The 15,773-nt window shown below is 56.5% G+C and carries 13 protein-coding genes, 2 tRNA genes and 1 rRNA gene; 5 read left to right on the forward strand and 11 right to left on the reverse strand.

Going from position 1 to position 15,773, the window contains the following annotated elements:
* Window positions 1-28: 28 nt before the first annotated feature.
* Entirely contained in the window at window positions 29-1,045 is a 1,017-nt protein-coding gene (yhjD, locus tag ACCW71_RS09815) for an inner membrane protein YhjD (protein WP_436371002.1), read from the forward strand.
* A 275-nt stretch (window positions 1,046-1,320) separates the two neighbouring features.
* A complete protein-coding gene (locus ACCW71_RS09820; RefSeq protein ID WP_436371003.1) occupies window positions 1,321-2,652 on the forward strand; it encodes an MFS transporter in 1,332 nt (443 codons plus the stop codon).
* 421 nt (window positions 2,653-3,073) lie between these two features.
* Here the strand turns inward: ACCW71_RS09820 and ilvC are convergent, their stop codons facing one another.
* Complete coding sequence (gene ilvC, locus ACCW71_RS09825; protein ID WP_436371004.1) at window positions 3,074-4,549, reverse strand: ketol-acid reductoisomerase; 1,476 nt, start codon at window positions 4,547-4,549, stop codon at window positions 3,074-3,076.
* 161 nt (window positions 4,550-4,710) lie between these two features.
* Here ilvC and ilvY point away from each other — a divergent pair, with 161 nt between their 5' ends.
* Window positions 4,711-5,592 carry an HTH-type transcriptional activator IlvY gene (ilvY, locus tag ACCW71_RS09830; protein WP_436371005.1) on the forward strand — a complete coding sequence of 294 codons (882 nt, stop codon included), beginning with the start codon at window positions 4,711-4,713 and terminating at the stop codon, window positions 5,590-5,592.
* On the opposite strand, the gene ilvA is transcribed toward ilvY, so the two are convergent.
* The 6 genes from ilvA to ilvL all read right to left on the reverse strand — a co-directional run bounded on the left by ilvA (window position 5,593) and on the right by ilvL (window position 12,152).
* On the reverse strand, window positions 5,593-7,140 hold the full coding sequence (gene ilvA / locus ACCW71_RS09835) for a threonine ammonia-lyase, biosynthetic (protein ID WP_436371006.1): 1,548 nt from the start codon (window positions 7,138-7,140) through the stop codon (window positions 5,593-5,595).
* 1 nt (window position 7,141) lies between these two features.
* Window positions 7,142-8,992: a dihydroxy-acid dehydratase gene (gene ilvD / locus ACCW71_RS09840; RefSeq protein ID WP_436371007.1), complete on the reverse strand. Its 1,851-nt coding sequence runs from the start codon at window positions 8,990-8,992 to the stop codon at window positions 7,142-7,144.
* Window positions 8,993-9,054: 62 nt separating this feature from the next.
* Window positions 9,055-9,984, reverse strand: coding sequence for a branched-chain amino acid transaminase (locus tag ACCW71_RS09845; RefSeq protein WP_436371008.1), 930 nt, complete (start codon window positions 9,982-9,984; stop codon window positions 9,055-9,057).
* A gap of 18 nt (window positions 9,985-10,002) precedes the next feature.
* The gene (gene ilvM / locus ACCW71_RS09850) at window positions 10,003-10,260 is read right to left on the reverse strand and encodes an acetolactate synthase 2 small subunit (RefSeq protein ID WP_008926359.1); all 258 of its coding nucleotides are present in this window, start codon (window positions 10,258-10,260) and stop codon (window positions 10,003-10,005) included.
* Entirely contained in the window at window positions 10,257-11,903 is a 1,647-nt protein-coding gene (ilvG, locus tag ACCW71_RS09855) for an acetolactate synthase 2 catalytic subunit (protein ID WP_436371009.1), read from the reverse strand. Before ilvG ends, ilvM begins: the two co-directional genes overlap by 4 nt.
* 150 nt (window positions 11,904-12,053) lie before the next feature.
* Window positions 12,054-12,152, reverse strand: a complete 99-nt coding sequence (gene ilvL / locus ACCW71_RS09860; RefSeq protein ID WP_082097622.1) for an ilv operon leader peptide — start codon at window positions 12,150-12,152, stop codon at window positions 12,054-12,056.
* Window positions 12,153-12,482: 330 nt separating this feature from the next.
* Between ilvL and ACCW71_RS09865 the strand changes: the two genes are divergently transcribed.
* A complete protein-coding gene (locus ACCW71_RS09865; protein WP_436371010.1) occupies window positions 12,483-14,003 on the forward strand; it encodes a YifB family Mg chelatase-like AAA ATPase in 1,521 nt (506 codons plus the stop codon).
* A 25-nt stretch (window positions 14,004-14,028) separates the two neighbouring features.
* Here the strand turns inward: ACCW71_RS09865 and ACCW71_RS09870 are convergent, their stop codons facing one another.
* Window positions 14,029-14,367, reverse strand: a complete 339-nt coding sequence (locus ACCW71_RS09870; RefSeq protein WP_436371011.1) for a DUF413 domain-containing protein — start codon at window positions 14,365-14,367, stop codon at window positions 14,029-14,031.
* Window positions 14,368-14,487: 120 nt separating this feature from the next.
* On the opposite strand from ACCW71_RS09870, the gene hdfR reads away from it, so the two are divergent.
* Window positions 14,488-15,321: an HTH-type transcriptional regulator HdfR gene (gene hdfR / locus ACCW71_RS09875; RefSeq protein ID WP_436371012.1), complete on the forward strand. Its 834-nt coding sequence runs from the start codon at window positions 14,488-14,490 to the stop codon at window positions 15,319-15,321.
* A gap of 116 nt (window positions 15,322-15,437) precedes the next feature.
* Here the strand turns inward: hdfR and ACCW71_RS09880 are convergent.
* The 3 genes from ACCW71_RS09880 to rrf form a co-directional block, all read right to left on the reverse strand.
* Window positions 15,438-15,513, reverse strand: a tRNA-Trp gene (locus ACCW71_RS09880).
* Window positions 15,514-15,521: 8 nt separating this feature from the next.
* Window positions 15,522-15,598 (reverse strand) — tRNA-Asp (locus ACCW71_RS09885).
* Window positions 15,599-15,698: 100 nt separating this feature from the next.
* A 5S ribosomal RNA gene (gene rrf, locus ACCW71_RS09890) occupies window positions 15,699-15,773 on the reverse strand; the annotation flags it as partial.

Genomic DNA, 15,773 nt, shown 5'->3' on the forward strand with positions numbered 1-15,773 from the left:
TTAATGATAAACAGGACAGTGAAGGTCTATGACAGACAAGCAGGAAAATCCGCAGGATACGCAGCCGCATAAGCCGCTTATCGACATTAAAACCGGCAACGAGACCGTGGATAAATCGATTGTCCGCGTGTCGCGTTTTGCCACCTGGTTTCAGGCTATTCCGGCGGTGGCGCATTTTATCCGCGCCCTGGACCGCTTTAACGATCGGCTCGGCAGCCAGTTTGGCGCGGCCATCACCTATTTCTCTTTTCTGTCGCTGATCCCGATTCTGATGGTGTCGTTTGCCGCCGTGGGTTTTGTGCTGGCATCGAATCAGGATTTGCTGACCGATATCATCAACAAAATCGTCAGCAGCATCAGCGATCCGACGCTGGCCACCACCCTGAAGAATACGGTGAATACCGCGATTCAGCAGCGTGCCACCGTGGGGATCACCGGTCTGCTGCTGGCGCTCTATTCCGGTCTTAACTGGATGGGTAATCTGCGGGAAGCGATTCGCGCCCAGTCGCGCGACGTGTGGGAACGCCAGCCTGATGACAAAGAGAAGATCTGGAAACGCTATATCCGCGATTTACTGTCGCTGGCTGGCCTGATGCTGGCGCTGGTGATCACCCTTTCGCTGACCTCGGTGGCCGGTTCGGCGCAGGCGACTATTGTCAGCGCGCTGGGGCTGGATGGCATCGACTGGTTGCGCCCGGCTATGACCATTATCGCCACCTCGATTTCTGTGCTGGCTAACTACTTGCTGTTCCTGTGGATTTTCTGGATCCTGCCGCGTCATAAGCCACGTAAGAAAGCGCTGTTTCGCGGCACCCTGCTGGCGGCCATCGGCTTTGAGGTGATTAAGTTTGTGATGACCCTGACGCTGCCGAAGCTGGCGACATCCCCTTCCGGTGCCGCGTTTGGTTCCGTGCTCGGCCTGATGGCGTTTTTCTACTTCTTCGCCCGTCTGACGCTGTTCTGCGCCGCCTGGATCGCTACCGCGAAATACAAAGACGATCCGCAGATGCCGGAAGCGGGCAGCGCCGCGCGGCGGAAATCGTAGCGCCTCGTTAACAACAGCGGAAAATGTCACCCTTCGGCTATTTTTTACCCAGATAACAGGATGAATAGCTGAGGGGTCACTTTTATTTAGCCCTTTCTTAGAGTATCCCGCCAGATATGCTCCGGTTTTCCCCGCTATCACCCGGTATTCACCGCACCACAAAAATTATCCTCTTTTTGCCCGCCAAAGCCAGACGCGGCGCGGGTTTTCATCATTGAATGAGGCCAGGCAGGTGCGTAAGATTCTTTGTCTGTATTTACAAATAAGAAACAGTTATGCAAGCCTCCCTCACAGACAGACTCGACCACCAGCAGGACCCCACGCCGGTTAACTCACGCAGCAAAGTGGTGATTGCCTCACTGGTCGGCACGGCCATTGAGTTTTTCGACTTTTATATTTATGCCACTGCCGCGGTGATTGTTTTTCCGCACATCTTTTTCCCGCAGGGTGACGCCACGGTCGCCACGCTCCAGTCGCTGGCGACCTTCGCTATCGCTTTTATTGCCCGTCCGATTGGCTCCGCGCTGTTTGGTCACTTTGGCGACCGCGTCGGGCGTAAAGCCACGCTGGTTGCCTCGCTGCTGACCATGGGGATCTCTACCGTGGTAATCGGTCTGCTGCCCGGCTATGAAACCATTGGCGTGATGGCCCCGCTGCTGCTGGCGCTGGCGCGTTTTGGTCAGGGACTGGGACTGGGCGGTGAATGGGGCGGCGCGGCGCTGCTGGCCACCGAAAATGCGCCAGCGAAGAAGCGTGCGCTCTATGGCTCCTTCCCGCAGCTGGGTGCGCCGATTGGCTTTTTCTTCGCCAATGGCACCTTCCTGCTGCTCTCCTGGCTGCTGACCGACGAGCAGTTTATGCAGTGGGGCTGGCGCGTGCCGTTTATCCTCTCCGCCGTGCTGGTGCTGATTGGTCTCTATGTGCGCGTCTCACTGCATGAGAGCCCGGTGTTTGCTAAAGTGCAGAAAGAGAAGAAGCAGGTTCGGGTGCCAATTGCGGCGCTGCTGAGTCAGCATCTGACCGCCACTATTCTCGGCACCTTTATCATGCTGGCGACCTACACGCTGTTCTATATTATGACCGTCTACTCGATGAGTTACGGCACCACGCCTGCGCCTGCCGGACTGGGTATTCCCCGTAACAGTATGCTGTGGATGCTGATGGTGGCGGTGATTGGTTTTGGTGTGATGGTGCCGATTGCCGGCCTGCTGGCTGACCGCTTTGGTCGTCGCAAAACCATGATTACCATTACGCTGATGATTATCGCCTTCTCATTCCTGTTTCCGGCGATGCTCGGTTCCGGTTCGCAGGCACTGGTGATGATTTTCCTGCTGCTGGGTCTGAGCATTATGGGCCTGACGTTTGGCCCGATGGGTGCCCTGCTGCCGGAGCTGTTTCCGACCGAAGTGCGTTATACCGGTGCCTCGTTCTCCTATAATTTGTCCTCGATTCTCGGTGCTTCTGTCGCGCCCTATATCGCCACCTGGCTGAATGCCAATTATGGTTTGCAGGCGGTAGGGCTTTATCTGGCGTCGATGGCGGTGCTGACGCTGATCGCGCTGATCGCCTGTAAAGAGACGCGCCATCAGACGCTGTATGATGTCTAATCTTCTTAGATAACGCTTAGTGAAACCCGGCAGCCGCCGGGTTTTTTTATGGGCTGGGTTCAGATTAACGAGCAGGCTCAGGGTGGATATCTTTTGAACTCTCCGGGCTAAGGTGAATATGACCGCGATAGATAAGCTAAACGCGCAGGGAACACGGTCAGAAGAGGAAAGCGTCCCGCGCCAGGGACAAAAACGCCGGGAGCGTTTTTGAACAACGCAAAGCGTTGGCCCGTTTACGGGCGCACCTCAGGGATGAGGGGCATAATCGCGCGAGCCGAGCGGCCAGGGATTGGCATTAGCGCCTTTCCGATCTGACCGTGTTGCCTGTGCAGGCATGGTCTTACAGCAATGCAGGCAGTATTCTCAAATAAAAAACCCCGGCAAGCCGGGGTTTTTCTGCTGAAAATCGTGAAGCCGGTGATTAGCCCGCGACAGCGATACGCTTCATGTCGGTCATGTAGCCACGCAGTTTGCGGCCAACGGTTTCAATCGGATGCTGGCGAACCGCTTCGTTGACATCACGCAGCTGCGCGTTATCAACCTGGGTGCCCTCAACCGCTTTGCCCAGATCGCCTGGTTGCAGCGTGGTCATGAACTCTTTCAGCAACGGCACCGCCGCGAAGGAGAACAGATAGTTACCATACTCAGCAGTATCGGAGATCACCACGTTCATCTCATACAGACGCTTACGGGCGATAGTGTTCGCGATCAGCGGCAGCTCATGCAGAGACTCATAGTAAGCCGACTCTTCGATGATACCGGCGTCAACCATGGTCTCAAACGCCAGCTCAACGCCCGCTTTAACCATCGCAACCATCACCACGCCTTTGTCGTAGTACTCCTGCTCTTCGATTTTACCTTCATACTGAGAGGCGGTTTCGAACGCGGTTTTGCCGGTCTCTTCACGCCAGGTCAGCAGTTTTTTATCATCGTTGGCCCAGTCAGCCATCATGCCGGAGGAGAATTCACCAGAGATGATGTCATCCATATGTTTCTGGAACAGCGGTGCCATGATGGTTTTCAGCTGCTCAGACAGCGCATAAGCGCGCAGTTTCGCCGGGTTAGAGAGGCGATCCATCATCAGGGTGATGCCACCAAACTTCAGCGATTCGGTGATGGTTTCCCAGCCGAACTGGATCAGTTTTTCTGCGTAAGCCGGGTCGGTCCCTTCCGCCACCAGCTTGTCGAAGCAGAGCAGTGAACCGGCCTGCAACATGCCGCACAGAATGGTCTGCTCACCCATCAGGTCAGATTTCACTTCGGCAACGAAGGAGGATTCCAGCACACCAGCACGATCGCCACCGGTCGCGGCGGCCCAGGCTTTGGCAATCGCCATGCCTTCGCCTTTTGGATCGTTTTCCGGGTGAACCGCGATCAGCGTCGGGACACCAAAGCCACGCTTGTACTCTTCGCGCACTTCTGTACCCGGACACTTCGGCGCCACCATCACGACGGTAATGTCTTTACGGATGCTCTCGCCCACTTCAACGATGTTGAAACCGTGTGAGTAGCCCAGCGCAGCGCCATCTTTCATCAGCGGCTGAACAGCCTGAACCACAGCAGAGTGCTGCTTGTCTGGCGTCAGGTTCACCACCAGATCCGCCTGCGGGATCAGCTCTTCGTAAGTACCCACTTTGAAACCGTTATCGGTCGCTTTGCGCCATGAAGGGCGTTTCTCCGCAATCGCTTCGGCACGCAGTGCATAGGCGACATCCAGACCGGAATCACGCATGTTCAGACCCTGATTCAGGCCCTGCGCACCACAGCCAACGATAACGACTTTTTTGCCTTTCAGGAAACTGGCGCCATCGGCGAATTCATCGCGCGCCATGAAACGACATTTGCCTAATTGCGCCAACTGGTTGCGCAGGTTCAATGTGTTGAAATAGTTAGCCATGGGTACTCCGGTAAGTTGTGTTTGCTTTTTTTGTTCAGGAACGGCGTGTGATGCAACGCCGCGAATGACCCCATCATATGACAGGAATTCTGTTGCTTAAATTGATATATTAACAACGTCACATTGCAATAAATGCAATACCAAGCCGAGGCGATGCATTCATGGATTTACGGGATCTGAAACTGTTTCTTCATCTGGCAGAAAGCTGCCATTTCGGGCGCACCGCGCGTGCCATGCATGTCAGCCCCTCGACGCTGTCACGCCAGATCCAGCGGCTGGAAGAGGATGTCGGCCATGCGCTGTTTCTGCGCGATAACCGCACCGTCACCTTAACCGAGGCGGGCGAACGGCTGCGCCAGTTTGCCCAGCAGACGCTGTTGCAGTATCAGCAACTGCGTCATGTGATGGATCTGAATGGCCCGTCACTGAGCGGCGAGCTGCGCCTGTTCTGCTCGGTCACCGCGGCTTACAGCCATCTGCCACCGATCCTCGACCGCTTTCGTGCTGAACATCCGCAGGTAGAAATCAAACTCAATACCGGTGACGCGGCGGATGCGGTGGAAAAAGTGCACTCCGGCGATGCCGACCTGGCGATTGCCGGACGCCCTGAAACCCTGCCCGCCAGCATCGATTTTATGCCACTGGGACTGATCCCGCTGGTGCTGATTGCGCCCGCCTTGCCCTGTGCGGTTCGCGCTCAGGCCACTCAGCCACAGCCCGACTGGTCGCAGATCCCGTTTATTCTGCCGGAGCAGGGACCGGCGCGGCGGCGTATCGATCTCTGGTTCCGCCGTCAGCGCATCCCTAACCCGCTGATTTACGCCACGGTGTCGGGCCATGAGGCGATTGTCTCGATGGTGGCGCTGGGTTGCGGCATCGCCCTGCTGCCGGATGTGGTGCTGGAGAACAGCCCGGAGCCGGTGCGCAACCGCGTGCTGCTGCTGGAGAATATTGAATCGGTCGCGCCGTTTGAACTTGGCGTCTGCGTGCAGAAAAAGCGGCTCAGCGAGCCGCTCATCAGTGCCTTCTGGAGTCAGCTCTAATCAGCTGCCTGACAGAAAGAAGCGGAACGCCGGGTTCTGGCTTTCATCATGAAAGTCGTAGCCCAGATCGGCCAGATGCTCTTCGAAACGCGGCTCATCGCTGCCCAGCTCAAACGCCGTCAGCACCCGACCGTAATCAGTGCCGTGGCTGCGATAGTGGAACAGCGAGATATTCCAGTGGGTGCCGAGCGTTTGCAGGAACTTCAGCAACGCGCCTGGCGCCTCCGGGAATTCAAAGCTGAACAACCGTTCGCGCAGCGGTTTGGAAGGACGTCCGCCCACCATGTAACGGACGTGCAGCTTCGCCATCTCATCGTCAGAGAGATCGACCACCTGATAACCGCTGTCGGTGAGCTGGCTGATGATCTCACTGCGCTCTTCCCGTCCGCGGGTCAGCCGCACGCCGACAAAAATGCAGGCTTTATCCGCATCGGCGTAGCGATAGTTAAACTCGGTAATCGAACGTCCGCCCAGCGTCTGGCAGAAACGCAGGAAGCTGCCCTGCTGCTCCGGGATGGTGACGGCCAGCAGTGCTTCGCGCTGTTCGCCCAGCTCGCAACGCTCCGAAACGTAACGCAGACCGTGGAAATTGACGTTGGCCCCGGAGAGCACGTGCGCCAGTCGCTCGCCCTTGATGTCGTGCTGCTGGATATACTTCTTCATGCCCGCCAGTGCCAGCGCTCCCGACGGCTCAGCCACGGCGCGCACATCTTCAAACAGATCTTTCATCGCGGCGCAGATGGCGTCACTGTCGACGGTGATGATGTCATCAATGTAGGCCTGACAGAGCCGGAAGGTTTCGCTGCCGATCCGTTTCACCGCCACCCCTTCGGCAAACAGCCCGACACGCGGCAGATCGACCGGATGACCCGCTTCCAGCGCGGCTTTCAGACAGGCCGAATCTTCAGACTCCACCGCAATCACTTTGATTTGCGGCATCAGCTGCTTGATCAGCACCGCCACGCCCGCAGCCAGACCGCCACCGCCCACCGGCACAAATATCCGGTCGAGATGGGCGTCCTGTTGCAGCAGCTCCATCGCCAGCGTGCCCTGCCCGGCGATCACCGCCGGATGGTCAAACGGCGGCACAAAGGTGTAGCCGCGCTGCTCAGAGAGTTCGATCGCTTTGGCTTTGGCCTCATCAAAGTTGGCCCCAAACAGGTAAGCCTCACCGCCAAATGCACGCACCGCATCAACCTTGATGTCTGCCGTCGCCAGCGGCATCACAATCAGGGACTTAATGCCCAGCTTGCTGGCCGACAGCGCCACGCCCTGCGCGTGATTACCGGCGGAGGCCGTCACCACGCCGCGCGCTTTCTGCTCTTCGTTCAGACCGGCGATCATCGCGTAGGCCCCGCGCAGCTTGAAACTGTGCACCGGCTGACGATCTTCCCGCTTCACCAGAATAGTGTTGCCAAGACGCGACGAAATTTTTTCCATAATTTGCAGCGGCGTCACCTGTGCCACTTCATACACCGGTGAACGCAGCACTGCGCGCAAATACTCGGCGCCGCAGGGCGCCTCAGGTAGCGGTTGAGACTCGGCCATCTTAGCCTCCCAGCTTGCTCTTATCGCGGACCGCGCCTTTATCCGCGCTGGTCGCCAGTGATGCGTAAGCACGCAGTGCGAACGAGACTTCGCGCTGGCGATTAACCGGCGTATAGGCCGCATCGCCACGCGCTTCCTGCTCTTCGCGGCGCGCATGTAGTTCGTTATCCGGGACGGCCAGCTTAATGCCGCGGTTAGGAATATCGATCTCAATGGTGTCGCCATCTTTGACCAGCGCGATAGTGCCGCCGTTCGCCGCTTCCGGGGAGGCGTGACCGATAGAGAGACCTGAGGTGCCGCCCGAGAAGCGGCCATCGGTGATCAGCGCACAGCTTTTACCCAGCCCCATCGATTTCAGATAGGTGGTCGGATAGAGCATCTCCTGCATCCCCGGTCCGCCTTTTGGTCCTTCGTAGCGAATGACCACCACGTCACCCGCCACCACTTTGCCGCCCAGAATCGCTTCTACCGCGTCATCCTGGCTTTCGTAGACTTTGGCCGGGCCGGTGAAGGTAAGGATCTCTTTGTCTACGCCCGCGGTTTTGACGATACAGCCATCTTCCGCGATGTTGCCGTACAGCACGGCCAGACCGCCATCCTGCGAGTAGGCGTTTTCACGGGTACGGATACAGCCTTCGGCACGGTCATCATCCAGCGTGTCCCAGCGGCAGTTCTGTGAGAATGCCTGAGTGGTACGGATCCCCGCCGGACCCGCGCGGAACATATCTTTTACGGCCTGGTCTTTGGTCAGCATGATGTCGTACTGATCCAGGGTTTCACGCATGGTCTGCTGGAGAATGTTGCGGGCGCTGGTGTCGATCAGACCGGCACGATCCAGCTCACCGAGGATGCCGATGACGCCACCGGCGCGATGCACATCTTCCATATGATATTTCGGGGTACTGGGTGCCACTTTGCAGAGCTGAGGCACTTTACGGGACAGGCGATCGATGTCAGAGATATTAAAGTCGATCTCACCTTCCTGCGCGGCAGCAAGCAGGTGCAGCACGGTGTTGGTGGAACCGCCCATGGCAATATCCAGCGTCATGGCGTTTTCAAAGGCGGCCTTGGTCGCGATGTTGCGCGGCAGCATGTTGACATCATCCTGCTCGTAGTAGCGCTTGGTAAGGCTGACGATGCGCTTACCGGCGTTGATAAACAGCTCTTTACGGTCGGCGTGGGTCGCCAGCAGAGAACCGTTGCCCGGCTGCGAGAGACCCAGCGCTTCGGTCAGACAGTTCATCGAGTTGGCGGTGAACATGCCGGAGCAGGAGCCGCAGGTCGGACAGGCAGAACGTTCGATCTGCTCGCTGTCGGCATCGCTGACGTTCGGGTTGGCACCCTGAATCATCGCATCCACCAGATCCAGCTTGATGATCTGATCGGAAAGTTTGGTTTTACCCGCTTCCATCGGTCCGCCTGAGACGAAGATCACCGGAATATTGAGGCGCAGAGACGCCATCAGCATGCCGGGGGTGATTTTATCGCAGTTAGAGATACAGACCATGGCGTCAGCGCAGTGCGCGTTAACCATGTACTCGACCGAGTCGGCAATCAGCTCACGCGAAGGCAGTGAATAGAGCATGCCGCCATGCCCCATGGCAATACCGTCATCCACCGCAATGGTGTTGAACTCTTTAGCCACACCGCCTGCCGCTTCGATCTGCTCAGCGACCAGTTTACCCAGGTCGCGCAGGTGAACGTGGCCCGGTACAAATTGGGTGAATGAGTTAACTACCGCGATAATCGGCTTGCCGAAATCGTCGTCGGTCATTCCTGTCGCGCGCCATAAGGCACGGGCACCCGCCATGTTGCGGCCGTGGGTGGTGGTGGCGGAACGGTACTTAGGCATGCTCTATTTACTCCAGTAAGAATAAGCTCGCGGACGTCAGATGACGCCCGCGCGGTATCTGATTATGGGTTAACCGGATCTAACCAGCCCCACTTGTCTTCGGTCTCGCCGGTGAACAGACCAAAGAAGGCCTGCTGAACACGTTTGGTTACCGGGCCGCATTTGCCTTCGCCCACCTGGATACGGTCAACGCTGCGCACCGGAGTGATTTCCGCTGCGGTGCCGGACATAAAGATTTCGTCGGCCAGGTAGAGTGACTCACGGGAGAGCGCCTGTTCACGCACTTCGATTCCCATATCACGCGCCAGCTTGATGATGGCATCGCGGGTGATGCCCGGCAGTGCAGAGGAGGTGAACGGCGGAGTAAACAGCACGCCATCTTTCACTTCAAACAGGTTTTCGCCCGCGCCTTCTGAGATCAGGCCGTTAGTATCCAGCGCGATCCCTTCCTGATAGCCGTGGCGGCGCGCTTCGCTGCCCACCAGCAGTGAGGAGAGGTAGTTGCCGCCCGCTTTCGCCGCGGTAGGCAGGGTGTTTGGCGCAACGCGGTTCCACGAAGAGACCATGGCATCGATGCCGTTCTCCAGCGCTTCAGCACCCAGATAAGCGCCCCACGGGAAAGCGGCAATAATCACGTCAGTGGTGAAGCCATCTGGCGGGTTCACGCCCAGGCCCACATCACCCACAAAAGCCAGCGGACGGATATAAGCACTTTTCAGTTTATTCACGCGGATGACTTCGCGGCAGGCTTCCATCAGCTCATCAACGCTGCTTTTAATCGGGAAGCGATAGATTTTGGCGGAGTCGTGCAGACGTTGCATGTGTTCGCGATGACGGAACACAACCGGTCCTTTGTGAGAGTCGTAGCAGCGCACGCCTTCGAATACCGACGTACCGTAGTGCAACGCATGGGACATGACGCTGACCTTCGCCTCTTCCCACTTAACCATCTCGCCATTGAACCAAATAAAGTCTGCTTTCTTCGTGCTCATTGTTATTCCCTCTCGCGGCTAGGCGCGGATTTGTTGTGTTGTCTGTTGTTGAATCTGAACGCATGCGACGTCGATCAGTTTACTTAACTGCGACGACAGTAAATCGACGGAGCGCTGGCTGGCAACGGTCATTTCAATATTAATATTTTCGGCGTTAGCCACCGAGGCCATGTTCATAGAGCAGACCTGGAAACCGCGGTGACGTACCACACGCAAAATGCGCTCTAATATTTCAGGGCGGAAACGGGCTTCGATAGACAATTGATGCTGGTTCATACGGTTTTCTCCATCATGTTTGCATTGCTGGCACCCGGCGGTACCAGTGGCCAGACGTTTTCATGCTCATCAATTGCAACATGCAGGAAGTAAGGACCTTCGCTGTTCAGCAGAGCATCAAGTGCGGCGTCGACCTGATCTTTACGGGTAATGCGCTGGCCGGGAATATTGAAGGCGCTGGCCAGCGTCAGGAAATCGGGATTGTCAGAGAGGTTAGTTTCGCTATAGCGACCGTCGAAAAAGAGCTGCTGCCACTGACGCACCATGCCCAGGCGCTGATTATCCAGCAGGACGATTTTGACCGGCAGCTTGCCACGCTTGATGGTGCCCAGCTCCTGGATGTTCATCATGATGGAGCCATCGCCTGAGACACAGATAACGGTGTCGTCCGGTCGGGCTACCTGCGCACCGATGGCGGCCGGCAGACCAAAGCCCATCGTGCCCAATCCGCTGGAGGTGATGAAATTCTCCGGGGCGCTGAAGGCCATATGCTGTGCCGCCCACATCTGGTGCTGTCCGACGTCGGTAGTGACCACAGCATTGGCGGGTTTGCGATCCGACAGCTGCTTCAGCAACAGCGGCGCATAGATTGCTTCGCCCGGATGATCATAGCGCCACGGGTAACTGGCTTTCAGCGCTTTTACCTCGTCGCGCCAGGCGTCGACAGACAGCGGCTGGCTCAACGCAGGCAGCAGATGGTTGAGATCCCCCTGCAAAGAGACATGGGCGCGACGCAGTTTGTTTAACTCGGCGGGATCGATGTCGAGATGAATGACGCTGGCGTGCGGGGCAAAGGTGTCCAGCTTGCCGGTCACGCGGTCATCGAAACGGGCACCGACCGCGATCAGCAGGTCACACGCCTGTACGGCCAGGTTCGCGGCTTTGGTGCCGTGCATGCCCAGCATGCCGAGATAGAGGTCGCTCTCTGCGTCTACGCTGCCCAGACCTTTCAGGGTTGCCACTGCGGGGATGCCGCTCTCTTCTGCCAGCGCCCGCAGCGCCGGGACCGCTTGTGCCAGAGCCACTCCGCCACCGACATAGAGCATCGGTTTCTTTGCTTTCGCCATCAGGTTACGCGCTTCGAGGATCGCCTGATGCGGCAGCGCCATGCCCTCTTCAACCTGAACCAGATGGGGGGCGGGCTCACCCTGGGCAATCTGAATATCTTTTGGAATATCAACCAGCACCGGACCTGGCCGACCCGACTGCGCCATGGCAAAGGCTTGCGCCATGATCGCGGGCAGTTCATCCAGCGACTCCACCAGGAAACTGTGTTTGGTACAGGCCAGTGAAAGGCCGAGTACGTCGATCTCCTGAAACGCATCGGTGCCGATGAACGCGGAGGAGACCTGGCCCGTGACTGCGACTACCGGCACTGAGTCCATCATCGCATCCGCCAGGCCGGTGATCAGGTTAGTCGCACCCGGACCGGAGGTGGCAATACAGACGCCGGTTTTACCGGTTGAACGTGCATAACCGATCGCGGCCATTACCGCGCCCTGCTCGTGACGACACAGTAGGTGTTCCACGCCGCCATCATAGAGCGCGTCATAAACCGGCATGATGGCACCGCCAGGGTAACCGAATACGGTATCAACCCCCTGCGCGCGTAAAGCCTGAACTACCCACTGTGCACCTGTCATCGCTATTCTCCTGTGTCCTGACCGGAACAACAGAATTTTATGCTACTGTTCATTGTTTGTTCCTTGTGGATTTACTGATATTTCGCCTGGTCGAAAAAAAACCCCCGGACCTTTCGGTGCGGGGGTTTTTTCGGATTCGAGGCTTGATTTTTAAGCCTTTCTTTCTCCAAGCGTTGCCCCGCACGGTAGGTTAATAATCACCACCACGCTAATCACGACCAGGCTAATCACTTGTAGAAGGGCTTTCATGTGTTGTTCAATTCTTTTACGTGTTCGAAGTAATGCCTACAGAGTTATCATAGTCAGGGGTCATGACACAACTTTTTTTGCAGCTTTTTTTTAAAGCCCGGCGTCAGCAGTCAGGCTATCAATCTGTAATTAAAGGAATAATGCGCTCATGATAATTATTCATCACTTTACTGACGTAATAATCTTTTGCTGAATTTGCGTGCAACCGCGCAGCGTTGTGGAACTTCATGTAACAGATGGAGATCTGCTGCGCGATGACGCGAACACTGCTGATGACCCGCTCGCTTTTCTTTAACGCCACTACCAGACTGGCGGGCATAAGGAGCGAGTATGTCATTGTCTAAAGTTCTGACCCGGGCGGCATTAGGCGTAGAAGCACCGTTGGTGACCATTGAGGCGCATATCAGTAATGGCCTGCCGGCGCTGACGCTGGTTGGCCTGCCAGAAACCACGGTGAAGGAGGCCCGGGAACGGGTGCGCAGCGCCATTATTAACAGTGGATTCACCTTCCCGGCCAAGCGGGTCACCATTAATCTCGCCCCGGCAGATCTACCCAAGGAGGGAGGTCGTTATGACTTACCTATGGCGATCGCTATCCTGGTCGCTTCTGAGCAGCTTCCTGCCGACAAGCTGACGCACTATGAGTTTCTGGGTGAACTGGCGCTTGACGGCGCGCTCTGCGCGGTACAGGGCGCGATTCCTGCGGCCATGGTTACTATCCAGGCTGGACGGCAGCTGGTTCTTTCAGAGGAAAATCAATGCGACGCCGGGCTGATCCGTCAGGGTACGTCGCTGGTTGCGACAAACCTCAGAGAGGTCTGCGCCTTTCTGCGCGATGAACTCACGCTGCCGGTTGCCCGCTATCCCGATTTTCAGCATGAAGAGTCCGCTGACGATCTCTCCGATATTATCGGCCAGCAACAGGGGCGCAGAGCATTAGAAATCACTGCCGCGGGCGGACACAATCTGCTACTGATTGGGCCCCCCGGTACCGGAAAAACGATGCTGGCAACCCGCTTGCCTGGCATCATGCCACCCCTGAGCGATCAGGAGGCGCTGGAGTGTGCGGCGATCGCCAGTCTGGTGAACGGCAACACTCTGCATCGGCAGTGGCGCACCCGTCCTTTCCGATCGCCTCACCACAGCGCTTCCCTTTACGCTCTGATTGGCGGCGGCTCATTACCCCGTCCCGGTGAGATCTCACTGGCGCATAACGGTGTGCTCTTTTTAGATGAATTGCCGGAGTTTGATCGTAAAGTGCTCGACTCGCTGCGCGAGCCGATTGAGTCGGGAACCATCGCTATCTCCCGCGCGCGGGCAAAAGTCACCTATCCGGCACGCTTTCAGCTGATTGCCGCGATGAATCCCAGCCCGACCGGACACTATCAGGGGCAGCATAACCGCTGCTCACCGCAGCAGGTGCTGCGCTATCTCAGTAAGTTATCCGGCCCCTTTCTCGACCGTTTTGATCTTTCGCTGGAGATCCCGCTGCTTCCTGGTGGAACACTCAGCGGACAGCGTCCCACCGCGGAAACGTCTGCCACAGTCCGCCATCGGGTGGTCGCAGCACGGGATATTCAGCTGACCCGCTCAGGTAAAATTAATGCGCATTTAAACAACGCAGAGATCCTGCGCTGGTGTCAGATAACTAAAGCAGATGCGGAGTGGCTGGAGTCAGTGCTGGGAAAGCTGGGTTTATCCGTGCGGGCCTGGCAACGTATTCTGAAAGTGGCCCGAACGGTGGCCGATCTGGCTGGCGAAGCTGAGATAACCCGGCAGCATCTACAGGAGGCTGTCAGTTACCGGACGATTGATCGATTAATGATCCATCTGCATAACAGCCTGCAATAAAAAAGGGGCTTTCGCCCCTTCTCTGTTAATCGTCGCTGTCAGTGTAGTCTTCGACGGTATCCATCTGCGGCTTACCGCCAGAGAGCGTATGGAAACGCTTAGGACGCTTAATGCGGGTCATATATTTGGACCACACACGTTCAGCTTCCGTTTGCGGCTCACGCACGCCACGACACACTTCTACAAACAAACGTTCTTCTTCGGTTACTGGCTCACGCTTTGATAAATCAAGCTCATTAAAGGCGAAACCGTGGCGTTCAAGAAGCTGAGCTTCTTTAATAGTAAAGTCACCGTGGCGTGAGAAACCACGCGGGTAATGCTTGTTATCAAAGAAACGATTCTCGGTTGAGAAGCTTTCCGCCATGTTACACGCTCCTGATTCTCTAATGCCGTGCTATTAATGGCGCGGAGTATTAGATAGGCTTGACAGAGTGTAAAACAAAACATTTAAATCTATACGACAAACATTTTTTGGGAGAACGCTGTGGATACGGAATTACTGAAAACTTTCCTGGAAGTGAGCAGAACTCGCCATTTCGGGCGTGCTGCAGAAGCCCTTTACCTTACGCAATCTGCTGTCAGTTTTCGCATCCGTCAGTTAGAGAATCAGCTGGGTGTTAATCTTTTTACCCGTCATCGCAACAACATACGACTGACCGCCGCGGGTGAGCGCCTGCTTCCTTATGCTGAAAGTCTGATGAATACCTGGCTGATGGCGAAGAAGGAAGTCTCCCACACGCAGCAGCATCATGAGCTGTCAATAGGGGCCAGTGCATCGCTATGGGAGGCCTATCTGACACCATGGCTACAGACGCTTTATGAGAACCGCGAGAGCCTGCACCTGGAAGCACGTGTGGCACAACGGCATCTGCTGGTTAAGCAGCTGCATGAGCGCCAGCTGGATCTGTTGATCACCACCGAAGCGCCAAAAATGGATGAGTTAACCAGCCAGCAGATTGGCCATATCTCGCTGGCGCTGTTCTGTGCCCGGCAGAGTGATAAACGAGAGAAGTATGATTACATCAAACTGGAGTGGGGAGCGGATTTTCATCAGCATGAGAGCTATCTCTCCGGGGCCGATGATGTGCCGGTGCTGACGACGACCTCGGCGCATGTGACCCGCGAGCTGCTGCATACCACCGGCGCATGTGCCTTTCTGCCCGACTTCTGGCAAAGCGTATACAGTGAATTGATGGTGATCCCGGATACACCTGTCGCGGTGCGTCCACTTTATGCGGTCTGGTTGCAGAATAGCGATCAGCAGGCGCATATCCGTCAGCTGCTTAAGTTTCCGATTCTGGTCAGACAAAACAGCTGAAGTTGCAGGCAGGAAAGTAAGAAGAAAAGGTCAGAAGCCAGTTAGATTTAGCTGGTTTTCTTTTTTGCTGTTTTAAACGCAAAAAAAATCCTTTGCCGAAGCAAAGGATCGTTTTCTGGCAGGGGCGGAGGGACTCGAACCCCCAACACCCGGTTTTGGAGACCGGTGCTCTACCAATTGAACTACGCCCCTAAATAGGGTGGCGGAACGGACGGGGCTCGAACCCGCGACCCCCTGCGTGACAGGCAGGTATTCTAACCAACTGAACTACCGCTCCACCGATTCTGTACTGAGGTCCGCTTGTCGCTGACTTCAGGTGTTTCGCCCGCTCCGCGTCACCGGAGTGGTCACGACCAGCGTACTGGTCTTAAATTGATGCCTGGCAGTTCCCTACTCTCGCATGGGGAGACCCCACACTACCATCGGCGCTACGGCGTTTCACTTCTGAGTTC

This window comes from Pantoea sp. C2G6 (genome assembly GCF_051336815.1).
Classification (GTDB): Bacteria; Pseudomonadota; Gammaproteobacteria; order Enterobacterales; family Enterobacteriaceae; genus Pantoea.